We start from the raw sequence: 22,028 nt of genomic DNA, 5'->3' as shown, positions 1-22,028 counted from the left end.
CACCCACCCAACCAAGCGATAAGCGAAAACCGATCATGCTGCTCATTCCTGCCATCGACCTGAAAGACGGTCACTGCGTTCGCCTCAAACAGGGCGATATGGAACTTGCCACCGTCTTCTCCGAAGACCCCGCCGAAATGGCGCTGCACTGGCTCAAGCAGGGCGCGCGCCGCCTGCACCTGGTGGACTTGAACGGCGCCTTTGCCGGCAAGCCGAAAAACGAAGCCGCCGTCAAATCCATCCTGCAGGTGGTGCAGGAATTCGCCGTCGATAACGATATCGACGAGATCCCCGTCCAGCTGGGCGGCGGCATCCGCGATCTCGACACCATCGAGCGCTATCTCGACGACGGCATCACCTACATCATCGTCGGCACCGCCGCCGTGAAAAATCCCGGCTTCCTGCACGATGCCTGCGGCGCCTTCCCCGGCCACATCATCGTCGGCCTGGATGCCAAGGATGGCAAGGTCGCCACCGATGGCTGGAGCAAGATGAGCGGCCACGAAGTGATCGACCTGGCCACCAAGTTCGAAGCCTACGGCGTCGAAGCGATCATCTACACCGACATCGGCCGCGACGGCATGATGGGCGGTATCAACATCGAAGCGACCGTCAAGCTGGCCCAGGCCGTGCGCATTCCGATCATCGCTTCCGGCGGCCTGCACAACCTGGGCGACGTCGAAGCCCTGTGCGCGGTGCAGGAAGAGGGCATCGAGGGCGTGATCTGCGGCCGTTCGATCTACGAGGGCACGATCAACCTGGCCCAGGCCCAGTTGCGCGCCGATGAACTTACCGAAGGCGATCCGGCGTAAGCCGGAAGAACATACCATGCTCGCAAAACGCATCATTCCCTGCCTCGACGTGACCGGCGGGCGCGTCGTCAAGGGCGTCAATTTCACCGAGCTGCGCGACGCCGGCGACCCGGTCGAAATCGCGCGCCGCTACGATGAGCAGGGCGCCGACGAGATCACTTTCCTCGACATCACGGCTTCCTCCGACGAGCGCGACCTGATTTTGCATATCATCGAAGCGGTGGCCTCCACCGTGTTCATTCCGCTCACCGTCGGTGGCGGCGTGCGCAAGGTCGAGGACGTGCGGCGCCTGCTCAATGCCGGCGCCGACAAGGTCAGCATGAATTCCTCGGCCGTGACCAATCCCGACCTGGTGTTCGAGGCTTCGCAAAAGCACGGCGCGCAATGCATCGTGGTGGCCATCGACGCCAAGCAGACCGCGCCCGGCAAGTGGGAAGTGTTCACCCACGGCGGACGGCGTGCCACCGGCCTCGATGCGGTCGCATGGGCGATCAACATGGAGCGCCTGGGCGCCGGCGAGATTCTCCTCACCAGCATGGACCGCGACGGCACCAAGTCCGGGTTCGACCTGGGACTGACGGCCGCCGTGTCGAACGCGATCGGCATTCCCGTGATTGCATCCGGCGGCGTGGGCGGCCTGCAGGACCTGGCCGACGGCATCAAGATCGGCAAGGCCGATGCGGTCCTGGCAGCCAGTATTTTTCACTATGGGCAGCACACGGTCGGCGAAGCCAAGCGCTTCATGGCCGCGCAGGGCATTCCCATGCGTTTGGAGTAGACCAATATGATCATGCCTGCCGTAACAAGTAGTGCGGCCAATTTCAGCTGGCTGAAAAAGGTCAAGTGGGACGAGAACGGCCTGGTGCCGGTGATCGCCCAGGAAGCCGGTTCGAACGATGTGCTGATGTTCGCCTGGATGAACCGCGACGCGCTGGCGCGCACGGTGGAACTGGGCGAGGCGGTGTACTGGAGCCGTTCGCGCAAGAAGCTGTGGCACAAGGGCGAAGAGTCGGGCCACATCCAGAAGGTGCGCGAAATCCGCCTCGACTGCGACGAAGACGTGATCCTGCTCAAGATCGAGCAGGTCGGCGCCATCGCCTGCCATACCGGGCGCCATTCCTGCTTCTTCCAGAAGTTCGACGGCGACGCCAAAAGCGGCGACTGGCAGGTCGCCGATCCGGTGCTGCAAGACCCGGAAACGATTTACACCAATCCCAAGAAGAACACACCATGAGCCAGACCCTCGCCCGCGTGGCGCAAACGATCGAAGCGCGCAAGCTGGAAAACGGGGGCGATCCTGCCACGTCTTACGTCTCGCGCCTGTTTTCCAAGGGCGACGATGCGATCCTCAAGAAAATCGGCGAGGAAGCCACCGAGCTGGTGATGGCCGCCAAGGATGCGCGGGTCGATGGCGATAGCGCCAAGGTGCTGTACGAATGCGCCGATCTGTGGTTCCATTCGCTGGTGCTGCTGGCCAGGTTCGACCTGTCCCCGCAGCAGGTGCTCGATGAACTGGCGCGCCGCGAAGGCTTGTCCGGCCTCGCCGAAAAAGCCGCCCGCCCGGGCTGAAGCGCTCAAGCAACCCTCCAATACGACGGAAACCATCCATGACCGACTGCCTGTTTTGCAAAATCGCTGCCAAGCAAATTCCTTCGAGCATAGTCTATGAAGATGAAGAGTTGCTGGCATTCAAGGATATCCATCCGGCCGCGCCGGTGCATCTGCTGGTCATTCCCAAGCTGCACGTGGCAACTTTGTCCGAGTGCAACGAAACCCATGTCGCGCTGCTCGGCAAGATGCTGGCGCTGGCGCCCAAGCTGGCCAGGGAGCATGGCTGCGAAGTGAGCTACGACCTCGACGGCAAGCCGGGCGGCGGCTACAAGACCCTCATCAACAGCGGTCCGGACGGCGGCCAGGAGGTCTACCACCTGCACCTGCACATGTACGGCGGTCCGCGCCCGTGGCCGGGCCAGCGCTGACAATGAGACAGGAAACCCCGGCATCGCGTAGAATACCGGCGTAAGCTTTCACGAATTCGGGCGCGTGCGCCTCGCGAGGAGAAAATGATGGGTGGACTGAGTGTTTGGCATTGGCTGATCGTGTTGCTTGTCGTTGTATTGGTTTTCGGAACCAAGAAACTCGGCAACATGGGTGGTGATATCGGCAAGGCCGTCAAGGGCTTCAAGGATGGCGTGCGCGGCGAGGATGACAAGCCGGCCACGCCCGGCCAGGTAGTGGACAAGACCACCATCGACGCCGAAGCGAAAGAGAAAACGAAGTTCTGACCGGCATGCGTGCCCGCGCACGCCCGCTGACAGATACTTCCAGACGCCATGATCGATCTTGGACTTTCTAAACTCGCCATCATTGGCGTGGTTGCACTTGTTGTCATCGGCCCTGAAAAGCTGCCCAGGGTGGCGCGCATGGCGGGGACCCTGTACGGCCGCGCCCAGCGCTACCTGCACGACGTCAAGTCCGAGGTGAGCCGCGAGATCGAGCTCGACGAACTGCGCAACCTGCAAAAGGAAGTGCAGGAAACGGCGCAATCGATCAAGGATAGCGTGGAAAACACCATCGCCCAGAACATCGACGACGTCGATGCCGCCTGGCGCGACCTGCCTTCGTCAACGGCGCCGAGCGCGACCATGAGCGACCTGGAGCGCAAGGCGCGCGATTTCCGCCGCAAGAAGCTGGTGCGCAACTCGGCGGTGCCGGGCTGGTACAAGCAGCGGCACGGCGGCAAGGCCCACATCATGTCGGGTGCCGCGCGCGTGAAAAAATTCCGCCCGCGTTCCTCCACTACTTCTTCGTTCTTTTAAATGACAGATAAAGCTGCGGGCGAAGAGACCTTTATCTCTCATCTGGTCGAGTTGCGCGACCGCCTGGTCAAGGCCACCATCGGGGTCGCCATCATCTGCGCCGCGCTGATGATCTGGCCCGGGCCCTCCCATATCTACGACATCATCGCCGCGCCGATGATCGCCTCGCTGCCGGTCGGCTCGAAGATGATCGCCACCGGCGTCATTTCACCCTTCCTGGTGCCGATGAAGGTGACCCTGGTGCTGTCCTTGATCCTGGCGCTGCCGTGGGTGTTCTACCAGGTCTGGGCCTTCGTCGCCCCCGGCCTGTACCAGCACGAAAAACGCCTGGTGTTGCCGCTGGTGGTGTCGTCCTCGTTCCTGTTCATGAGCGGCGTGGCGTTCTGCTACTTCTTCGTGTTCGGGCGCGTGTTCAAGTTCATTTCCGACTTTTCCCCCACCTCGATCGCGGTCACGCCCGATATCGAGAACTATCTCGATTTCGTCATGTCCATGTGCCTGGCCTTCGGCGCCACCTTCGAGGTGCCGGTGGTGGTGGTGATTTTGGTGCGCATGGGGATCGTCAGCGTGGAAAAGCTCAAGGAAGTGCGCCCCTACGCCATCGTCGGCGCCTTCGTGATCGCGGCCATCGTCACGCCGCCGGACGTGGTCAGCCAGCTGGCCCTGGCCATACCGATGTGGTTGCTGTTCGAGCTGGGCCTGCTGGTGGCGCCGGCCTTCGTGCGCGCCACCCAGGCACCGGAAGAGCCGGTGTAACAGCCACCGGCCGGGCGGCGCGCCAAGGCTGGGCTAGGGTGTGTTTGGCTAATCGGCGCGAACAGATTCCATTTCGATACCGTTAGTTCGTCGTTCCCGCCTCTCCAGGAACTAGCCTTTGCCGCTAAGTTACGCAGCTTTGCGGCCACAGGCGTCAAAACCGTCGTTCCCGCGTAGGCGGGAACCCATAGCACCTTAACTGAGCGAAGGTGCTATGGATTCCCGCCTGCGCGGGAAAGACGGAGCTTAAGTTAACGCCATTTGGCACCGGCCTCTGAGCTTGCACAGTTCCAAGAGATTTGAGGAGTTTCCTTGAAACTGGAGGCTGCGCGGGAAGTCGTTTCTGGCAGTGCCAGGAACGACGGAACAATTGCGGTTTTCCCTTCGATTCAATCAGACACGGCCTAGCGCGTCAGGTACAGCACCGTCGCCTCGCTGCCATCATCGCTGCCCACCTGGGTGGCCGTCATATTCGGTATCGCCGCCGCCACATTGGCCAGCACGGCCGCCATGGAACTTTCCAGCAGATCGGCACTCGTCGGATTGATTTCGACGCGGCAGGTCTTGGTCCGGCATTCGAGCCGCCGCACCTGCGATTCGAGCCCGGCATTGGCACGCGCCAGCGCGGCGCGCACGGCCGACGTCGCATACGTGCTCCACGCCGGATCCGTCTGCTCGGCACGGAACATGGTTTCGGACGGCGCCACCGTCGACGTCTCGGCCACCTGCGGCGCTGCCAAGGGGGCCGGCGCCGCGGCCATGGGTGCGCGCGTCAATAGCATGCGCAGATCGGCCACCTCGCGCCGCAGGCTGGCCACTTCCTGGCGCAGCTGGGCGATGTCGTTCGGTGGCGGCGCGCTCGGTGGCGGCGCTGCGCGGGCGGGCGCGGATGGGGGCGCTGGCGCGGGCCGCACCGGCTCGGGCACCGGCGCGGCGGCCGCCAGCGGCAGCGCCTGCGGTGCCGCCGGTGGCGGTTTGTCGTCGCCGCCGCAGCCGCCCAGCGCGACCAGCAGCATCGTTCTGGAAATGAGTCGCATCATTGGTCTTCCCCTGGACAGTGGATCCGGCATGGGCGCGCATGCGCGATGGCCTTACTGGCAGCGCAGCAGGCGCAGTTGCCCCAGCACCGGCAAGCCGGGAATGGCGCCCACCGGCGAAGCGGTGCGCACCAGGTCGACCTCGATGAAGTAGCTGTTGGCATTGAAGTTGAGCGCGACGCAGTTGGTCAGGTAGCGCGTCTGCGGGGTTGCCGCCGGCGCGTAGCTGTTGCTCGACAAGGTCGCCAGGGTGGTCAGCACGCCGGTGGCGGTATTGTGCGCACGCAAGCGCGCGCGCACCTCGGAATAGATGCCGTTGTCGGTGAAGCGCGCCCCCAGGTACACGCCCGGGAGGCCGGTGCCATCCCAGGTATCGTGCACCTGGTAGCGGATGGTGCAGCCGAGGGCCGTGGCGCCGCTGACCAGGCCGGCATCATTGTTGTTGAACGATACGCGGCCGGCGCACAGTTCGTCCGGGGTGCCGGTCGATCCCACGGACGACCAGTTGCTGCTTGCCAGCGCCAGGCCCGGAACGGCCAGTGCAATCAGGGCGAGTGCCGCGCCCAGGCGCGCGCGGCGGGGAAGGGAAGAATGGGTAGACATGATGGCTCCTTGGCATGAGGCCGGACGCGCCGCCGTCGCATCGACGACGGCCACCCCGACACTTCCAGCCTAGGAGCCGCAGCCCGCGCGCCTGTGAGGTGCATCAATCGTCTCCGGCCTGAATCGGCCATCGGCGCGGCCTGCGCCAAACAAGCTGCGTGCGAGGCCGCATTGATGCGCGCGGGTATCGCTTGCCGCCGTAATGGCTTGAAACAGCTTGGCAAGCGGTAAGGTAAGATGGATTGTTTACTGTCTCGTTTGCGATCCGATGCGTCCAGCTGCGCTGTTTCTGATTATCCTTTTTCCCGTCCTGCTGTGCGCCTGCCGCGAACACAAGCCAGCTGCGCCGGCCGCAAGCGCGCGCCCTTCGGCGCCCGTGGCCGTGCCCGCGTCAGCCCCGCCCACGGCGGAACAACTTGAAGCCGAGGCGGCCGCCCTGCGCGAGCGGGCCGTGCTGATGCACGCCATCTTCGGCGAGAAATTCGATCCGACCGCCAACGAGGCGCCGATGGAGCTGAGCGCGCCCGACCAGCCTGGTGTGCGCATGTATGCCATCGAACCGGTGGCGCATGCCTTCCTGCCCAACGGCGACGCCGCCCTGGTGGCCAACGCCCTGCGCGTGGAGGCCGGCCGCGGTGACAGCCGCGATCCCAACGAAGGCGGGCTGCTCAACATCTTCATCCTGCGCAAGGCCGATGGCCGCTGGAGCTTGCTCAAGCACCACGCCAACGTGGCGCGCCTGGGCGGCTGGGAGCGGATCGGCACGGCGACATTCATGCACCTCGCTGCCGGCAAGCCGGGCCTGGCCATGCTGCACGGGACTGCCATTGGCGGCTATGCCGACCGAAGGCTGTCCCTGTTCGACCTCGGTGCGGACCCCATCCGTTCACTCACCGGCGGCGGCATCGCCATCGCCACCAGCAACCCGTCGTGCGAGCCGGAAGAAGAGGAGACGTGTTACGACATCGTCTCCGGCTGGCGCTTCGCCCTGGCCGCCGGCGGCGCGGCCTACAACGACCTCGTGTTCCAGTTCCGGGGCCAGGACGACAGCAAGAAAGAGCGGCGCCGCAAGGGCAAGGAAGGCCCGCGGCTGGTGTCGGACATCACCCGCCTGGGCGGCGCGGCCCGTTATGCCTACGACGGCAAGACCTACGTCCTGGTCGAGGGCAAGAACCTGGCCGCGCGCCATTGACCCCGCGCGCTTACGGACAGTTGCCCACCACGTAATGCGCGGCCGAGATTTGCGCCAGGGTCTGGACGTAGAACAGGTTGTCCAGCCCCATGCTCTGGTTCGATCCATTGGCCAGTGCCATGCCGCCACTGTCATGCGCGCGGCCTTCCTGTACGTGGGCAAAGTTGCTGGCCGTGACCGCGCTGCAGACAAAGCCGCTGGTGGTGCTGGCGCTCACCTTGGCCGACAAGCCGCTTTCCACCCCGTTCGCCACCGATGACGCCTGGTAGGAATAGGCGGTGGACGCCGCCAGTCCCGTGTCGGTGTAGCTGGTGCCGCTCAGCGGCGCGGGCGTGAGCTTGCTGCCGTTGCGGTAGACGTTGTAGCCGCCCGCGCCGTTGGCCGCGCTCCACGACAGGGCGATGCTGCTGGCGCTGGCGTTGCCGGCCTTTAGGTCGGCGGGCGGCTGCAGCGCCGGCGCCGGTCCCACCAGGAATTGCGGCAGCGGGCAGGGCGCCGAGGTTTGCCCGGTACCGGCATCGGTGGCCGTGACGGTCCCGCTGTAATAGCCGTTGGCCAGCGCATAGCCGATGCTGAAACTGGCGCCGCTGCCGGCCGCCCCATCGTTGACGGCGGTGGTTCCGCTCAGCACCACGCGGTAGCTGCTGACCGTGCCGGCCGGATCAAGGGCGGCGCCGCTGATGGTGGCGGCGTTGCCCGACACGGCCGCCTTGCAGGCCGTCATGACAGGGGCGGCGATGCGCGCTGCGCGCAGATTGTTTTTGAACCAGAAATCCATCACGAAGGCGGGGTAATCGACCTTGGTGGCATCGACGAAGTGGCTGTTCTGCCCGCCCGGCCCGGCCGGCCAGGCGTGGCCCATGCCGGTCACCGCCATTTCCGAGGTGCGCAGCTTGCCGTTGCCGTCGGTGTAGGGCGTATTGCTGCCGCCGCCGGGCACGGTGGCCGTCGCAGCGCGCGTAAAACTGCCGCCGTAGGCCAGGCGCATGGCCGCCGCATCGAGCGGGCCATAGGCCGGGGCTACGGTGTAATCGCTGGTGCCCCAGACCACGCTGGCGATCTGGGTGGCGAACTTGCCTTGCTGGGCGCCGGCCATGGCCGTGCACTTGTTGCCCGCCGTGCTGGCGTTAAAGCCGGATGGCACGCTGCCGATCTGCATGGTCGTGGTCCCCGGCGGCGGTCCGGCATTGATGCCGATGCCGGCGAACACATCCGGCGCCAGGCAGCCCAGCACCATGGTCTGGCCGCCGCCCGAGGACAGGCCGGTCACGTACACCTGGTTCGGGTCGATCGCGTAACGGGCATCGCCAAGGAAGCGGGTCACCAGGTTGAGCAGCACGCCATCGTGGCCGCTGGCGCGGTTGTGGTTGCTGAGGCTGTAATCCCAGCAATGGCTGCCGGACACATTGCCGGTCGCATTCGGCGCCAGGATCACGGCGCCGTACTGGTCGGCCACGCCTTTCCAGTTGAAGCCCTTGTCGGCGCCGGAATCGATGACGTCGCCGGAGGCGGTTTGCTGGCAGCCATGCAGCACCACCACCAGGGCACGCTTGCCGCCCAGCACAGGCTGGCTGGCCGGCCAATAGAAATAGCCGCTCAGGTTGCCGCCGTTGACGCTGTCCGCGCCCCAGGTCTGGTTGCCGCTCCAGGCGCCGGGACCGGTCTGCACCTGGGCCAGCGCGGCCGCCGGCAGGCACAGCAGGAAAGAAGCCGCGCGGCGGCCGAACGAAGTGGTAATTGCCATGATGTCTCCATTTTTCTATCTTGAAAATACGGGAAGGCTGCGGGTGCTTGCAGGGAAGAGCTCGGGTGTAGGCGTGGAGGGGGGCCGCGCGGGGCGGCCAGCCTTCGGGACGGTTCGCGGGAAGTAACAGCCGGAAATAATTCTACCGGAGCGGCATCAGGAACACGCCCGGCGTGGCGGAGCGTTCCGGCACGACGCCTGTGCGTAATTGCACAGGGTCCCCAGCACGCGCCTGCGATGTGAGGCACAATGACAAGCCGCGCGGCCATCCGGCCGCGCCCCTTGAGGAGAGCGCGTGTCGACCCTTGCAGCCGGTCTTTTCGGTGCCTTTGCCGCGTGGTTCGCCGTGCGCTGGATCGCCGCGCGCCTGCGCAGCGGCGCCGGCGACGGCACCCTGGCGTTCGCGCCCTTCGTGGAGCGGCTGGGCATCCTGCAATTGCTGGGCGTGGCCGTGCTGGCCTGGGTGGCGCTGTCGCGCGAGCACGACAGTTATGCCCCCCTGATCGCGCTGGCGCTGGCGCTGGCCGTCGGCGGCGTGTACTGCCTGTGCGAAGGCATCGTCACGCGCGGCAAGGTCGACGATGCCGGCATCCTGTTCATCACACCGTGGGGCGGCAAGCGTCACGAGCTGTGGCGCGACCTGCGCAAGGTGCACTACCGCGCCTGGTGCGCCATGTACGTGCTGACATTTCGCAGCGGCAAGGTGATCCGCATGTCGGTGCTGCTCAGCGGCCACGGCGCCGTTCTCCAACATTTACGCACGCGAGGCTACCATGTCTGAACTGTCCCACCTGCGCCTGATGGCCGGCTACAACACCTGGATGAACCAGAAACTGTACGATGCGGCCGCCACGCTTCCTCCCGGCGAACTGGCGGCCGACCGCGGCGCCTTTTTCGGCTCGCTGCTCGGCACCCTGAACCATCTGGTGGCGGCCGATACCATCTGGCTGCGGCGCTTCACTGCCCATCCGGCGCGCTTTGACGCCCTCGAAGCGGCGCTGGCCCTGGCGCAGCCCGGCGCGCTGAACGCCGTCTACAGCGACGACCTGGCCACCTTGACAAGGCACCGGCGCATGCTCGACGGCGTGATCAGCGCCTTCGCCGCCGAGCTTGCCGACCGCGACCTGGAGCATGTGCTGCATTACGCCAGCACCAAGGGCGTCGCCTCGCAGAAGCGTTTCGGCGATGTGTTGCTGCATTTTTTCAATCACCAGACCCATCACCGCGGCCAGGCCAGCACCTTGCTTTCGCAAGCCGGGGCCGACCTGGGCGTGACCGACTTGCTGATGCTTATTGAGAACGTCGCGGATCGGGATGCGCCGCCCGGCTCGTCCTGAGTCCGCCAGCGTCGGCCAGCCGGGCGGCCGCCGTGCACGCCGTGTGGCGCTTGAGCGAGCGCACCATCTGGTTGTACGAATCCATCAGGGCCGCCATCAGCAGCTTGCCCTGGGGCGTACGGGTGTAGCCGTCGGCCTGGGCGAAGCCGCCGTTGAAAAAGCCGCCCGCCGCGCCGAAACGCCAATGGCTGGCGCTGCCCTGGGCCGCCGCCAGCTCGGTGCCCGAACGGTTATCGGTCAAGGTCAGCAGGGTGGCTGGCTGCGGCGCGACGTCGCGCAGCGAACCAATGCGCGCGGCCGTGGCCTCGTCGGGGAAGCTGAGCGAGGGCGTGGCCGTGTAATCGGCGCTTGTCAGTGGGCGCTCACTGAGCGTGGAAGCCTTGTCGGCCAGGGTGAAGCAGTTCGATGCCCGTACCATCAGGCGCAGCAGCGGCAGGGGGCCGGGCAGCTCGGCGTCCCTGCCGATCCGGTTCAGCCACGGCTGGCGCTCTTGCTCGACCAGGATGAGCGTGCCGAGCGAGCGTCGGCAATGCTCCAGCTGGCTGTTGGGCGCTTGCATCCCGGCGGGTGGTTCGGCGGCAGGCGGCGGCTTGCTGGCGCAGCCGGCCAGGGCCATTGCTGTCAGGGCGATGAGCACGGCGGGGTTTGGGCCTGGCGTCATGGCGGTGTCCTTTGCGTGAAGTTAAACAGAAACTTCACACATTGTAACGATGCAATAAGGCAAATAACTTGCCTCTAGTCAACTACATCCCAACACGTGTCAAATACCACAGCCGGCGCCCGTCTCGCGGACGCCGCGTCTAGTTCGCCTGCGCGGCGGGCTGCGCCGCCGTGTCGCCGGCCAGGCTGGGCTGGTACAGCGGGCTGTCCGAAATGGTGTTGTGGCCGCTTTGCGGCACATCGATATAGCGCGCCACACCGGGCCTGAAGCGGGTCAGCAGCAGCTGCGAACTGGCGCGCGGGATGATCTCGTCATTGGCCGCGGCGATGATGGTGGTCGGCGCGCTCACCTTGGCGGCGTACACACCCGACTCGAATTTATCTTCCAGCATGCGCGCCACCGGAAACCATGGGAATTGCAGCGCGGCGATGCCGACGATGCTGTCGTAGGGCGTGACCAGCACCAGCCGCTCGACCGGCCGCGCGCTGGCCAGATGCACCGCCACGCCGCTGCCCAGGCTGCGCCCGATCACGGTCACCTGCGCATGGCTTGCCTGCACCATGTCGAACAGGGCCAGCGCATCGGCGAACAGCGCCGCCTCGGTGGGCTTGCCGGTACTGCCGCCGTAACCGCGGTAATGCAGCAGGTACAGCGCCTGCCCGGGAAAGGTATCCGACATCTGCGCCAGGCTGGCCGAGACATCCTCGGCATTGCCGCCCAGATAGATCACGGCGCGCGGGCCGGTGTCGGGCCGCACCGTCACGTCGAGCGTGGCGCCGGGCACCGGCAGCTGCATCAGCGAACCGGGCGCCCCAAACCGGCGTGGCTGGGGAAAATAGATCAGCGAGCGCTGCGCCAGGTACAGGCCGACGCAGGCGACGATATACAACGCAAGCGCCGCAAGAACCGAACCAAATACCATGCGCATCGCGCTCTCCTTATTGCATCAGCTCTTTGATCATCTTCACCGGCGCGCTGCCGTAGCCGAGGAACTGTTCGTGGAACTGCCTGAGGTCGAACTTCGGTCCGAGCGCCTGCTTGCGCTGTTCGCGCAAGTCCATGATTTCGCTGAAGCCGCTGAAGTAGCTGGTCAGCTGCACCGAACTGACCTGGGCGCGGTGCCACTTCTCGCTTGCCTCGCTGCGCGTCTGGAAGGCCTGGCGCGTGAGCATGTCCATCGCATCGGCTTCGTTCATGCCCAGCACGTGCACGCTGTAATCGAGGATCGTGTTGGTGACCACGCGCAGGTTCCACTTGGAGTACATCAGCCACATTTCCGGCGTATTGTCGCCATAGCCCGATTCGAGCATCATGCGCTCGCCGTACACCGCCCAGCCTTCGATCATGGCGCCGTTACCGAACAGCGACTTGACCAGGGACGGCGACTTGTTGGCATACACCAGCTGCGCGTAGTGGCCCGGAATGGCTTCGTGGATGTTCAGGATCTGCAAAATCCAGTGGTTGTATTCGCGCAGGGTGCTCTCGGCCTGCTCTTGTGTGACGCCATCGAGCGGGGTGACGTTGTAGAAGGTGCGGTCCTGCGGGCGATACGGGCCGGGCGCATCGATGCTGGCGCCGGCCACGCCGCGCTGGTAGAGCGGCGTTTCGCGCACCACCAGCGGCTTTTTCGGATCGAGCGTGAGCAGGTTGTTCTTGACCACCCAGTCCTGCAGCACCGGGATCTGGCGCCGGATCTCGGGGAAGAACTCCTCGCGCGAGACGTGTTTGGCCGACAAGGTGTCGATCACCATGCCGATTTTTTTGGTGCGGTCGGCCGGCTTGGCGGCGCTGCCCATGGTCTTGGTCCACAGTTCGTCCGACAAGCTGTCCATGCGCGCGAGCAGCTGCTCGCGCGCGGCCAGCGCTTTCTGGTACATCTGTTCGGCGCTCACGCCGGCCTGGATGTCATGGCCGAACTTCTGTTCGTACAGCGCTTTGCCGATGCGGAACGAGCGCGCCGTGTTGCTCGCTTGCTGGGTCTTATCGAGATCGGTGAGGAAGTTGACGTAGCCGATCAGGGCGTCGCCGGCGGCCGCGATGCGGCGCGCGAACAAGTCTTTTTCGGCCTGGTTCAGGATCGATTCCTGGGCTGCCTTGCCCAGGTCCGCCAGTACCGTCATGGTGCCCGGCGCCTGCTGCAATGCCAGCTGCGTGTGTTCGTGGGTCGGGTTGACGATGCTCGCCTGCGCCGCCTGGTAGTAGGCCGGCACGTTGGTCAAGCGCTTGAGCAGGGTGCGCAGGCGCTGCGCCTTGGCCGCGTATTCGGAACCGAGAATCAGGTCGATCGGGCCGGCGATGTTGTACAGCGCCGGATTCCATTCGAACTCGCGCATGGTGGTCAGGTAGAAGCGGTCGGCATTGAGCTTGTTGACCAGCAGGGCGTGGTCGGTGCGCTGCCTGACCGACAGCTGGCGCGCATCGATCTTGGCCAGCTTTTGCAGCCATTCGTCGGCAAACGCCAGTTGCGCCGCGCGCGTGGCCGCGCTCGGAATGGTCAGGTTGGCGGCGCCATCGTATTTGCCGGAATAGATCGCGCTTTCCGGATCGATGCGCCACAGCGCGCCGAGGAATTGCATGCTGACGGTATTGAAGCGGCGGTCCTGCGAGCGTTCGGCGCCGGCGGCCGGCGCGCTGACAGCGGCGGCGACCGGTGCAGGGACGGCTGCGGCCGCGGCCTTGGACGGCTTGGCTGGTTTGGCGGCTTTAGACGATTTGACGGATTTGCCTGCTTTCGCCGATTTGGCGGCTTTCACCGGCTTGGTGGCATGCGCGTGGGACTGTTTTTTCGGCTTGGCAGCGCCTGCGGGCGCCAGCGCGAAGCACGTCAACAAAACAGCCAGTGCAATTTTGGTTTTCATCATTGTGATCGGCCTTGTAGTTACAGAAGCGGGGGCAGCCGCAAACATGCGGCGGGCGCCAGATTAGCATCAATCGCCCCGCCGGGGCGCCTTTGTCACAAATGGAAACGGCTGGGTGTCAGCTTGCGCGGCCGGAGCGCAGCATCTCCTGGTGGATGGTGTTGATCTGGATCGCCGTCTTGTCGCCATGGGCGATGTTGGTCAGGATGATTTCGCTGTCCTTGGTGAAGCGGTGGCCAATACGCACCGTGTAGGAGCGCGTGGTCCAGCTGAGGAAGCCCTGCGTAAAGCCGGCGCTGTCGATATCGCGCCACTTGACGCCGCCGGCGCCCTTTTGCCATGGCAGTACGCCCGAGTACATCCAGACGCCGGCATCGTCGTAGTACAACTGTACGCTGCGCAGCATCATGATGCGGTAGCCGACAAACAGCGCCGAGCACACGAACACCACGATGGCGGCGATCGTGCCGATCCCGAAGGCGAGCGGCAGTAGAATGCCGAACAGCACCAGCGCCAGCCCGCCCACGCCGACATAGGCAAACCAGGACTTGACCCCGATAACATTGACGCCGTTCGGGTTTCTGACTTCAATTTCTTCTTCCATGGCTTCAATTCAATATTGGTTAATAAAAACGCATGATGTCATGGAATGGCGCTAGACGCTACTACAAGCTTCATCGCCTCAGCGCAGTCCCTCCTGCAGCATGCGCAGCATGTCCCCCGGCGTCATGCGGGCCGACACGTCGCTGCCTTCGAGCAGGCTGTCGGCCAGGCCGCGCTTGTGCTTGTGCAGGTCGACGATGCCTTCCTCGATGGTGTGGCGCGCCACCAGCCGGTAAATGGTCACCGGGCGCTGCTGCCCCATGCGGTGCGCGCGGTCCGAGGCCTGGTCTTCCACCGCCGGGTTCCACCACGGGTCCATGTGGATCACATAATCGGCCGCCGTCAGGTTGATGCCGACCCCGCCCGCCTTGAGTGAAATGAGGAACACATCGCCCTCGCCGGCCTGGAAGGCGTCGACCCGCTTTTTGCGCTCCTGCATCGGGGTCGAGCCATCCAGATACTGGTATTTGATGGCGCGCTCGTCGAGGTGTTTGCGGATCAGGGTCAGGTGGTCGACGAACTGGCTGAACACCAGCACCTTGTGACGGTTGTCGAGCAGCTCGTCGAGCAGGCGCGCGAACACCGTCAGCTTACTGCTTTGCAGGCCCAGTTCGGGCGCCACCAGCGCCGGATTGCAGCAGGCGCGGCGCAGCTTCATCATCTCGGCCAGGATCTGGATCGACTTCTGGCTCTCGGGCGCTTCGAGCGCGGCCAGCTTGGCGATGGCGTCGCGCCGCAGCGATTCGTACAGCGCCGTTTCTTCCTCGGTCAGGTCGACCGGCAGCACGATTTCGGTACGCGGCGGCAGTTCCGACAAGACCTGCGCCTTGGTGCGGCGCAGGATGAAGGGCTGGATCAAACGCCGCAGGCGCAGGCGCGCCCCGGCTTCGGCGCGCTTGTCCTGGGCCCGTTCGATCGGCCCGGCAAAGCGCAGGTTGAACTGGTCGCTAGTGCCGAGCAGGCCCGGATTGATGAAGCGGAACAGGTTCCACAGCTCGCCCAAATGGTTTTCCAGCGGCGTGCCGGTGGCCACCATGCGGAACTCGCCTTGCAGCGCCATCACGGCCTGCGAGCGCTTGGTGGCGGTGTTCTTGATGGCCTGCGCTTCATCGAGCACGATGCTGTTCCAGCGCACCTTGGCAAACGCCGGCGCTTCCAGCTGCAGCAGGCCGTAACTGGCGATCACCAGGTCGAACGGCCCGGCCTCGGCCAGCATGGCGGCACGGTCGCCCGCGCCGAACAGCTTGATGTTCAAGGTCGGCGCAAAGCGCGCCGCCTCGCTGATCCAGTTCATGCACACCGAGGTCGGCGCGATCACCAGCGCCGGGCCTTGCGGCGCGCGCGAGAGCAGCAGCGCCAGCGCCTGCAGGGTTTTACCGAGGCCCATGTCGTCGGCCAGGCAGGCGCCCACGCCCCAGTGGGCCAGGCGCGCCAGCCACTCGAAGCCTTCGAGCTGGTAGTCGCGCAGCTCGGCCTGCAGGGTGCTCGGCAACTGCGGCACGAAGGCCGCGCTCCGTTCCATGTGCGCCAGATGGTCGCGCCAACCCTTGTCGGTATCGACCTGGCCGGCGTCCTGCGCCAGTTCTTCCAGCGCGAAGCTGGCCAGCGCATGCACCTTGACCCCGTCCGCGCTCGGCGTGCCGAAGGCCGACAGCTCCATCAGGCGCCGGTGCAGTTCGGACGTCAAGGCCATGAACTGGTTGTCGCCCAGGGCCACGAAGCGGCTGCCATTCTCCCTGAGCATATCGAGCAGGGTACGCAAGTCCATGATGCGGTTCTCGTCCACCTGCACCTCGCCGCTGGCCGCGAACCAGTCCTTGTCGCGCTTGATCGAGAGGCGCACCGAGGCCGAATCGGCCTTTTTCGCGAGACGGAACGGCTCGCCCTCGGGCCAGGCCAGCAGCACCCTGGCCGGGTCGAGTTCCTGAAGTTCGGCCAGCAGCTCCAGGCACTCGATGGGATTCGCCAGCAGCCATTCGCCGTGATCCGATTCGGATTGCTCCAGCACGTGCAGGGCGCCGACCAGCTGGCGTTCGGCCTCGCGCTCGGCGTTCAGGTTGCGGCGCGCCTCCACGCGCGCGCCATTCACGTCGGCGATCACGCTCTCGGCGCCGGAGCCGGGCGGGTAGTAGGCGCCGGCGTCCGGCAGCGGGCGCACCAGCACCTGCATCTTCAGGCCATGCTGGTAGGGCAGCAGGTGCAGGTGCAGGCGGCTGTCGGCCTCCACCTGCGCGATGTCGGCCGCGCTGCCGCCGATATCCGACTGCACCGTGACGATCGACGAAATCGCGCCGATCGCCTTGAGCACCTGTTTTTCCGCATGCAGCGGCACCACCAGCCCATTGCCGACGATGGCGCCGATGCGGCGGTGCTCGTCGCTGATGCGCACCACGCGCAGGCGGGTCGGCGTTTCGCGCGTCACGCACACGTCGTCGGTGTTGTCCAGGATTGGCGGCTGCAAGGTGATGGTCACATTCCCGGCGCGCGCCTTGATCATCAGTTCCGGCTCGCCCGGCAGCAGTTCCACGCGCGTGCCGGGCGCATCGATCCAGAACAGCAGCGGGTGGCCGATCAGCGCGGCCACCGCCTTGTCCATGTCCAATTCGTAGCGCACCCCGCCGCCGCTGTAGTATTTATAGGCGTTCAGGGTCGCCACCACATGCAGGTCCTGCGAGGTGAGGAAGTCGAAGCTGGCCGCGTCTTCCGACAGGCGTTTCAGGCCCATGGCGCGGCCGCGGCTCCAGCCACCCTGGGCGTCGCGCTTCTGTTCGCGCGCTTCGATGTCGGCGATACCATACAGCGGATCGAAGCGCAGGCCCCACACCAGGCGCGCTTCCTTGACCACTTCCACATTGACCGCCGGCTGCAGGTTGATCAGCGCATTGAGCTGGCGCTCCCACGGTTCCTCGCGCTCGAACCAGCCGCTCATGTCGGCAAAGCGCAGGCGCTGGCGCAGGGCGATCGCTTCCTGCTCGCGCGAGACGGCGCCGATGCGCCCCAGCAGGGCGCCCAGCTGCGCCGCAATCAGGTCGAAGCCGGCCTCGGTCGCCTGCGTCATCATCTGTTCGAGCTGCGCGCGCTTGTCGTCCAGCTGCGGCAACGCCAGCCAGTAATGCAGCAGGGCGCGGAACATGAAGGGCTGCAGCGCGCTTTCCCAGCTGCGCGTGGGCAGCACTTGCGCGTCGACCGTGCCGCCGCGGATCTGGCGCAGCATGTTCAGTTGCTGGCAGACCGCCGTGTCGTGGCTTTGCGCGGCACGCGTGACGATATCGAGATAGGTCTCGGCCGCCTTGGCGTGCTTGGGGTCGGGACTGCGCAGCAGCGCCAGCACGTACAGGTGGCCGCCGATGCCGGGAAAGGTCATCTTGCGCTTGCCGGTTTCGCGCCGGAGCGCCTTGAGCGCCTGGTCGAAGCCGGCCAGCGCCTCGGCGTGGTGCTCGCGCAGCATCAGGATCACGCTGCGGTAGAACAGCGCCATCGAATCGTCCATGTCGTGCAACAGGTCCGAGGCATCGTCCAGGCGGCCGCACAGGATCAGGTGTTCGGCCATGACGGTACGCAGCGCCATCGACGACGCGCCCTGCGCCAGGTGGCGTTCGGCGAACACGCGCAACTGCGGCGCGCTGGCCGGTTCGCGCTGGGCGTTCTCCATCAGCACCGTGAGCACCTCGTCGCGCAGTTGCGGGTGGATGCGCGCGAACAGTTCCGGCTCGAACGGGCGCGCGCAGATATCGACCAGCGGGTGCAGGTAGCCCGCCTCGTGGCAGTTCATGCAGGCCGCCAGCAGCGGCGCCACCAGTTCCGGCCCCTGGCCGCTGGCCAGGGCAATGCGCAGCAGCGCCACGCCCTGGCGGTAGCTGCGCAGGATGGCAAAGCCTTCCCAGTTGCGGCGCAGCGGGGTCAGGTTGTCGTAGGCGGCGGCCAGCGGGCCGAAGGTCCCGGCGTTCAGTGCCGCGCTCAGCGCCGGCCAGGTGACTTCGGGCGTGACGATCCAGCCGCGGTGCTGCAACTCGCCCGCCACGCCGAGGGCGCGCAAGGATTCCATCGCTTCGACCATGCGCTCGTTGCCGACCTTGATGCCGGCGCTGGCGAGGTGCTCCTGGAGGCGGATGCGGCCCATCGGTTCGCCTGCCATCGCCAGCATGGCGGCGATATTTTGCTCGACCCTGTCCAATCGGCCGAACTGTTCCCGCGTTAGCGCCATGTCTGGCCCGCTCATGCAGCTCCGGGCAGATTATCGATCTCCACCACGGCCGGCTGGCCTGGCGTGGTCAAGCCGAAAATGCGCAGGTAAAAATACAGCTCCGCTTCCAGGGTGCGCACGATGCTGTCGGCCTTGCGGAAGCCATGTCCTTCGCCCTCCAGGGTCATGTAGGCCACCGGCACGCCGGCCGCGCGCAGGGCGCTGACCATCACTTCCGACTGCTGCGGCGGCACGACCTTGTCGTCCAGGCCCTGGAAAAAGATCATCGGGCGGGTCAGCTTGTCGGCGTGGTTGATCGGGGAACGCAGCAGGTACAAGGCGACCGACTCCGGCTTCGGTGCGATCAGGTACTCGTTGTAGTGCGATTCGAACTTGTGCGAGTCGTCGTCCAGGCCTTTCAGGTCCGACACGCCGTAGTAGCTGGCGCCGGCCTTGAACACATCGTGGAAGGTGAGGGCGCACAGGGTGGTCAGGCCGCCGGCGCTGCCGCCGCGGATCACCAGCCGTTCCGGGTCGACCACGCCGCGCGTGGCCAGGTAGCGCGCGCCGGCCACGCAATCTTCGACGTCGACCACGCCCCACTGGCCCTTGAGCGCGTCGCGGTAGGCGCGTCCGAAGCCGCTGCTGCCGCCGTAGTTCACGTCCAGCACCGCGAAGCCGCGGCTGGTCCAGAATTGGGTGGCCAGCTTGAGGGTGTTGGTGGCCATGCCGGTCGGGCCGCCGTGGCTGATGACCATCAGCGGCGGTTTGCCGGCGCCGTCCGGCGTGACATCGGCATTGCAGGGAGGGTAGTAGAACGCGTGCGCGCTGCGCTGGCCGTTGCCGCCGCTGGCGTAGGTGATGCTCTCGGGGACCGACAGGTAGCCGTCGGCCGGCAGGTCGGTGATCGAGCGCGCCAGTACGTCAGGACGGGCGCTGGCCAGGTCGAAGCGCGCCAGCTCCAGTGGGATGGTGGGCGAGCCGCCCAGGATCAGCGCCGCGCCGCCGCCCACGCGCAGCTCGCGGATTTCCTCGTACGGATTGACGATCGGGACCAGCTTGCCGTCGTCGGGGGATAGTTGGGCCAGCCGGCTCACGCCATTTTCGATGTAGGTGCAGATGATGTCGCCGTCGCTGCGAAAGCCGTACATCGATACCGCGAAGGTCCAGTGCGGCGAGCCGAATTCGGCGGCGCGCTCGCACAGGGGCTGCACCTCGGCGTCGGCCAGCCGGTACAGATTCCACCATCCGCTGCGGTCCGACACACAATGCAGCACGCCGGCCGGCGACCATTCGGGCTGGCACACCGCTTCATCGGGGCCGCCGGCGACCAGGGTGGCCGACCCAAGCTGACCGTCCGCTTGCACCGGCGCCAGCCACAGTTCGGTGCCTTGCCACGGCATGCGCGGATGGTCCCAGCTCAGCCAGGCCAGCGAGGCGCCGTCCGGCGACAGGCGCGGGGCCGCGTAAAAATCGCTGCCGCGCGCCAGGATGGTTTCGCTGCCGTCCGCGTCGATGGCGCACAGGGTGTTGACCGGCTGGGCGCCGGCCTGCGCGTGGTCCTCGCGCACCACGATCAGGCGATTGCGCGCCGCATCGTGCGCGAAGTCGGCGTAGCGCGCGCTGCCCGGAAGGGTCATCGGGCGCGGCGCCTCGCCGGGCGCGATGACGTAAATACAATTGTCGGCAAAATTCGAGAAATACACGGTGCCCGCCACCACCAGGTAGGCGCCGCCGCCGTATTCGTGCACGCGGCTGCGCACATTGAGCGGGGCCGGGGTCATCTCAAGCAGTTCGGCGCCGCGCTGGCGCAGCAGGGTGGTGCGTCCGCCTTCGCTGGCGCGTCCGGCCAGCCAGTAAGCATCAAGGCCATCGGCCTGCGGCTGCGACAGCGGGGTGGCGCCTGCGGCCACGGTGGCGGCACTGATGGGGGAAGGCCAGAGGCCGAAAGCGGCGCTCTGTGGGCTGGTCGAAGCTGTCATGGGAATGGTCACTCGGGTTGGCGGCGGTATGGCATGATAGTTAATCCCCCGGCCCGGTGCAAATGGCGGCGCGCGGCGTGCGGCGCGGGAATGCGATAATAGCGCCTTTCTCCAAGCTTTCGACTCTCTCCCATGCCCCAATTCGCCCCGCTCCAGAACGACACATTCCTGCGCGCGCTGCTGCGCCAACCGACCGATTACACCCCCGTTTGGCTGATGCGTCAGGCGGGGCGCTACCTGCCGGAATACCGCGCCACGCGCGAGCGGGCCGGCTCCTTCCTGGGTCTGGCCAAGAATCCCGATTACGCCACCGAAGTGACCCTGCAACCGATCGACCGCTACCCGCTGGACGCCTCGATCCTGTTCTCGGACATCCTCACCGTGCCCGACGCGATGGGCCTGGGGCTGTACTTCGTCGATGGCGAAGGCCCCAAGTTCGAGCGTCCCCTGCGCACCGAGGCGGACGTCTCGGCCCTGCGCGCGCCCGATCTCGATTCGCTCGACTACGTCTTCAAGGCGGTCACCCAGATCCGCGGCGCCCTCAATGGCCGGGTGCCGCTGATCGGTTTCTCCGGCAGCCCCTGGACCTTGGCCTGCTACATGGTCGAAGGCGGCGGCTCCAAGGAATTCCACACCATCAAAAAGATGCTGTACAACCGTCCCGACCTGATGCACCACATCCTGTCGACCAATGCCAGCGCGGTGGCGGCCTACCTGAATGCCCAGATCGACGCCGGCGCCCAGGCCGTGATGATCTTCGACTCCTGGGGCGGTGCGCTGGCCGACGGCGCCTACCAGACCTTCTCGCTGCAGTATATGCAGCAGGTGATGAGCCAGCTCAAGCGCGAAAAAGATGGCGTGCGCATCCCGGCGGTGGTCTTCACCAAGGGCGGCGGCCTGTGGCTGGACCAGATCGCCGACATCGGCGCCGACGCGGTCGGGCTGGACTGGACCGTCAACCTGGGCCGCGCGCGCGCCCTGGTCGGCCACAAGGTGGCGCTGCAGGGCAACCTCGACCCGGCGATCCTGTTCGCCAGCCCGGAACAGATCCGCGCCGAAGTCGAGCGTACCCTGAGCAGCTACGGCAAGCCATCCGACGGCTCAGGTCACGTGTTCAACCTCGGTCACGGCATCTCGCAGTTCACCCCGCCCGAGTCGGTCAGCGCCATGGTCGAGGCTGTCCACAGCTTCAGCCGTCAGCAACGCGGCGGCCTGTAGTCTGGCTACAGCGATGCCACCCTGACAAGGTGGTTTCGCTACCCTGCGGAACCTGTTTTCTAAACGACAATATCCCACTTATTCACAATTTTACAAAACACCCCTGATTAAAAAACAGGCGGCGCAGAAAAGTTTTCGATACTTGTAAGTGGTTGATTTTTAACGAATTATAAAATTTCCCTGTCGAGCCGCACAGCGCGAATGTGGACAAGACACAGAGGGA

General features: G+C 65.7%; 21 protein-coding genes. 12 read left to right on the top strand and 9 right to left on the bottom strand.

The genetic code is table 11. From position 1 onward, the window contains the following. The first annotated feature begins 35 nt into the window (after nucleotides 1-35). The 8 genes from hisA to tatC all read left to right on the top strand — a co-directional run bounded on the left by hisA (nucleotide 36) and on the right by tatC (nucleotide 4,387). Nucleotides 36-812, top strand: coding sequence for a 1-(5-phosphoribosyl)-5-[(5-phosphoribosylamino)methylideneamino]imidazole-4-carboxamide isomerase (gene hisA, locus IV454_RS06910; protein WP_054265261.1), 777 nt, complete (start codon nucleotides 36-38; stop codon nucleotides 810-812). Nucleotides 813-828: 16 nt separating this feature from the next. Beyond that, on the top strand, nucleotides 829-1,590 hold the full coding sequence (gene hisF, locus IV454_RS06905; protein ID WP_054265260.1) for an imidazole glycerol phosphate synthase subunit HisF: 762 nt from the start codon (nucleotides 829-831) through the stop codon (nucleotides 1,588-1,590). Nucleotides 1,591-1,602: 12 nt separating this feature from the next. Continuing rightward, nucleotides 1,603-2,046 carry a phosphoribosyl-AMP cyclohydrolase gene (gene hisI / locus IV454_RS06900; RefSeq protein ID WP_054268007.1) on the top strand — a complete coding sequence of 148 codons (444 nt, stop codon included), beginning with the start codon at nucleotides 1,603-1,605 and terminating at the stop codon, nucleotides 2,044-2,046. Further along, complete coding sequence (locus IV454_RS06895; RefSeq protein WP_206090862.1) at nucleotides 2,043-2,381, top strand: phosphoribosyl-ATP diphosphatase; 339 nt, start codon at nucleotides 2,043-2,045, stop codon at nucleotides 2,379-2,381. The genes hisI and IV454_RS06895 overlap by 4 nt, the downstream gene beginning before the upstream one ends. A gap of 38 nt (nucleotides 2,382-2,419) precedes the next feature. Beyond that, a complete protein-coding gene (locus IV454_RS06890; RefSeq protein WP_054265258.1) occupies nucleotides 2,420-2,791 on the top strand; it encodes a histidine triad nucleotide-binding protein in 372 nt (123 codons plus the stop codon). Between the two features lie 87 nt (nucleotides 2,792-2,878). Continuing rightward, nucleotides 2,879-3,097: a Sec-independent protein translocase subunit TatA gene (tatA, locus tag IV454_RS06885; protein WP_206092582.1), complete on the top strand. Its 219-nt coding sequence runs from the start codon at nucleotides 2,879-2,881 to the stop codon at nucleotides 3,095-3,097. A 48-nt stretch (nucleotides 3,098-3,145) separates the two neighbouring features. Further along, entirely contained in the window at nucleotides 3,146-3,631 is a 486-nt protein-coding gene (gene tatB, locus IV454_RS06880; protein WP_206090861.1) for a Sec-independent protein translocase protein TatB, read from the top strand. Continuing rightward, the gene (tatC, locus tag IV454_RS06875; protein WP_206090860.1) at nucleotides 3,632-4,387 is read left to right on the top strand and encodes a twin-arginine translocase subunit TatC; all 756 of its coding nucleotides are present in this window, start codon (nucleotides 3,632-3,634) and stop codon (nucleotides 4,385-4,387) included. 404 nt (nucleotides 4,388-4,791) lie between these two features. Here the strand turns inward: tatC and IV454_RS06870 are convergent, their stop codons facing one another. Both IV454_RS06870 and IV454_RS06865 read right to left on the bottom strand, forming a co-directional pair. Continuing rightward, complete coding sequence (locus IV454_RS06870; protein WP_206090859.1) at nucleotides 4,792-5,427, bottom strand: hypothetical protein; 636 nt, start codon at nucleotides 5,425-5,427, stop codon at nucleotides 4,792-4,794. Between the two features lie 51 nt (nucleotides 5,428-5,478). After that, nucleotides 5,479-6,027, bottom strand: a complete 549-nt coding sequence (locus IV454_RS06865; protein WP_206090858.1) for a hypothetical protein — start codon at nucleotides 6,025-6,027, stop codon at nucleotides 5,479-5,481. 382 nt (nucleotides 6,028-6,409) lie between these two features. On the opposite strand from IV454_RS06865, the gene IV454_RS06860 reads away from it, so the two are divergent. Beyond that, nucleotides 6,410-7,219 carry a hypothetical protein gene (locus IV454_RS06860; RefSeq protein WP_206090857.1) on the top strand — a complete coding sequence of 270 codons (810 nt, stop codon included), beginning with the start codon at nucleotides 6,410-6,412 and terminating at the stop codon, nucleotides 7,217-7,219. Between the two features lie 10 nt (nucleotides 7,220-7,229). On the opposite strand, the gene IV454_RS06855 is transcribed toward IV454_RS06860, so the two are convergent. Further along, nucleotides 7,230-8,963 carry an extracellular catalytic domain type 1 short-chain-length polyhydroxyalkanoate depolymerase gene (locus tag IV454_RS06855; RefSeq protein WP_206090856.1) on the bottom strand — a complete coding sequence of 578 codons (1,734 nt, stop codon included), beginning with the start codon at nucleotides 8,961-8,963 and terminating at the stop codon, nucleotides 7,230-7,232. Between the two features lie 295 nt (nucleotides 8,964-9,258). Here IV454_RS06855 and IV454_RS06850 point away from each other — a divergent pair, with 295 nt between their 5' ends. Together IV454_RS06850 and IV454_RS06845 are read left to right on the top strand one after the other, a co-directional pair. Beyond that, a complete protein-coding gene (locus IV454_RS06850) occupies nucleotides 9,259-9,744 on the top strand; it encodes a hypothetical protein (RefSeq protein ID WP_206090855.1) in 486 nt (161 codons plus the stop codon). Then, nucleotides 9,737-10,300, top strand: coding sequence for a DinB family protein (locus IV454_RS06845; RefSeq protein WP_206090854.1), 564 nt, complete (start codon nucleotides 9,737-9,739; stop codon nucleotides 10,298-10,300). The genes IV454_RS06850 and IV454_RS06845 overlap by 8 nt, the downstream gene beginning before the upstream one ends. Here IV454_RS06845 and IV454_RS06840 read toward each other — a convergent pair. The 6 genes from IV454_RS06840 to IV454_RS06815 all read right to left on the bottom strand — a co-directional run bounded on the left by IV454_RS06840 (nucleotide 10,254) and on the right by IV454_RS06815 (nucleotide 20,587). After that, complete coding sequence (locus IV454_RS06840) at nucleotides 10,254-10,961, bottom strand: hypothetical protein (protein ID WP_206090853.1); 708 nt, start codon at nucleotides 10,959-10,961, stop codon at nucleotides 10,254-10,256. The genes IV454_RS06845 and IV454_RS06840 overlap by 47 nt on opposite strands. A 139-nt stretch (nucleotides 10,962-11,100) precedes the next feature. Then, entirely contained in the window at nucleotides 11,101-11,889 is a 789-nt protein-coding gene (locus tag IV454_RS06835) for an alpha/beta hydrolase (protein ID WP_206090852.1), read from the bottom strand. A gap of 10 nt (nucleotides 11,890-11,899) precedes the next feature. Further along, nucleotides 11,900-13,822: a DUF885 domain-containing protein gene (locus tag IV454_RS06830; protein WP_206090851.1), complete on the bottom strand. Its 1,923-nt coding sequence runs from the start codon at nucleotides 13,820-13,822 to the stop codon at nucleotides 11,900-11,902. A gap of 115 nt (nucleotides 13,823-13,937) precedes the next feature. Then, nucleotides 13,938-14,423 carry a hypothetical protein gene (locus tag IV454_RS06825; RefSeq protein ID WP_206090850.1) on the bottom strand — a complete coding sequence of 162 codons (486 nt, stop codon included), beginning with the start codon at nucleotides 14,421-14,423 and terminating at the stop codon, nucleotides 13,938-13,940. 78 nt (nucleotides 14,424-14,501) lie between these two features. Beyond that, a complete protein-coding gene (locus tag IV454_RS06820) occupies nucleotides 14,502-18,641 on the bottom strand; it encodes a DEAD/DEAH box helicase (RefSeq protein WP_229522104.1) in 4,140 nt (1,379 codons plus the stop codon). Further along, on the bottom strand, nucleotides 18,638-20,587 hold the full coding sequence (locus IV454_RS06815; RefSeq protein ID WP_206090849.1) for a dipeptidyl-peptidase 5: 1,950 nt from the start codon (nucleotides 20,585-20,587) through the stop codon (nucleotides 18,638-18,640). The genes IV454_RS06820 and IV454_RS06815 overlap by 4 nt, the downstream gene beginning before the upstream one ends. Nucleotides 20,588-20,719: 132 nt before the next feature. Between IV454_RS06815 and hemE the strand changes: the two genes are divergently transcribed. After that, nucleotides 20,720-21,805: a uroporphyrinogen decarboxylase gene (gene hemE / locus IV454_RS06810; protein ID WP_206090848.1), complete on the top strand. Its 1,086-nt coding sequence runs from the start codon at nucleotides 20,720-20,722 to the stop codon at nucleotides 21,803-21,805. The last annotated feature ends 223 nt before the right edge of the window (nucleotides 21,806-22,028 follow it).

This window comes from Massilia antarctica, assembly GCF_015689335.1.
Classification (GTDB): domain Bacteria; phylum Pseudomonadota; class Gammaproteobacteria; order Burkholderiales; family Burkholderiaceae_D; genus Telluria_A; species Telluria_A antarctica.
This window is presented reverse-complemented; position numbering and strand designations above follow the sequence as displayed.

Bases quoted from the DNA above. Each gene is read 5' to 3' on its own strand.
- IV454_RS06815 (WP_206090849.1), bottom strand. From the start codon at position 20,587: ATGACAGCTTCGACCAGCCCACAGAGCGCCGCTTTCGGCCTCTGGCCT.
- IV454_RS06835 (WP_206090852.1), bottom strand. From the start codon at position 11,889: ATGCGCATGGTATTTGGTTCGGTTCTTGCGGCGCTTGCGTTGTATATC.
- IV454_RS06845 (WP_206090854.1), top strand. From the start codon at position 9,737: ATGTCTGAACTGTCCCACCTGCGCCTGATGGCCGGCTACAACACCTGG.
- IV454_RS06830 (WP_206090851.1), bottom strand. From the start codon at position 13,822: ATGATGAAAACCAAAATTGCACTGGCTGTTTTGTTGACGTGCTTCGCG.
- IV454_RS06870 (WP_206090859.1), bottom strand. From the start codon at position 5,427: ATGATGCGACTCATTTCCAGAACGATGCTGCTGGTCGCGCTGGGCGGC.
- tatC (WP_206090860.1), top strand. From the start codon at position 3,632: ATGACAGATAAAGCTGCGGGCGAAGAGACCTTTATCTCTCATCTGGTC.
- tatA (WP_206092582.1), top strand. From the start codon at position 2,879: ATGGGTGGACTGAGTGTTTGGCATTGGCTGATCGTGTTGCTTGTCGTT.
- hisA (WP_054265261.1), top strand. From the start codon at position 36: ATGCTGCTCATTCCTGCCATCGACCTGAAAGACGGTCACTGCGTTCGC.
- IV454_RS06890 (WP_054265258.1), top strand. From the start codon at position 2,420: ATGACCGACTGCCTGTTTTGCAAAATCGCTGCCAAGCAAATTCCTTCG.
- IV454_RS06820 (WP_229522104.1), bottom strand. From the start codon at position 18,641: ATGAGCGGGCCAGACATGGCGCTAACGCGGGAACAGTTCGGCCGATTG.
- hisI (WP_054268007.1), top strand. From the start codon at position 1,603: ATGCCTGCCGTAACAAGTAGTGCGGCCAATTTCAGCTGGCTGAAAAAG.
- IV454_RS06865 (WP_206090858.1), bottom strand. From the start codon at position 6,027: ATGTCTACCCATTCTTCCCTTCCCCGCCGCGCGCGCCTGGGCGCGGCA.
- IV454_RS06855 (WP_206090856.1), bottom strand. From the start codon at position 8,963: ATGGCAATTACCACTTCGTTCGGCCGCCGCGCGGCTTCTTTCCTGCTG.
- hemE (WP_206090848.1), top strand. From the start codon at position 20,720: ATGCCCCAATTCGCCCCGCTCCAGAACGACACATTCCTGCGCGCGCTG.
- IV454_RS06825 (WP_206090850.1), bottom strand. From the start codon at position 14,423: ATGGAAGAAGAAATTGAAGTCAGAAACCCGAACGGCGTCAATGTTATC.
- tatB (WP_206090861.1), top strand. From the start codon at position 3,146: ATGATCGATCTTGGACTTTCTAAACTCGCCATCATTGGCGTGGTTGCA.
- IV454_RS06840 (WP_206090853.1), bottom strand. From the start codon at position 10,961: ATGACGCCAGGCCCAAACCCCGCCGTGCTCATCGCCCTGACAGCAATG.
- hisF (WP_054265260.1), top strand. From the start codon at position 829: ATGCTCGCAAAACGCATCATTCCCTGCCTCGACGTGACCGGCGGGCGC.
- IV454_RS06895 (WP_206090862.1), top strand. From the start codon at position 2,043: ATGAGCCAGACCCTCGCCCGCGTGGCGCAAACGATCGAAGCGCGCAAG.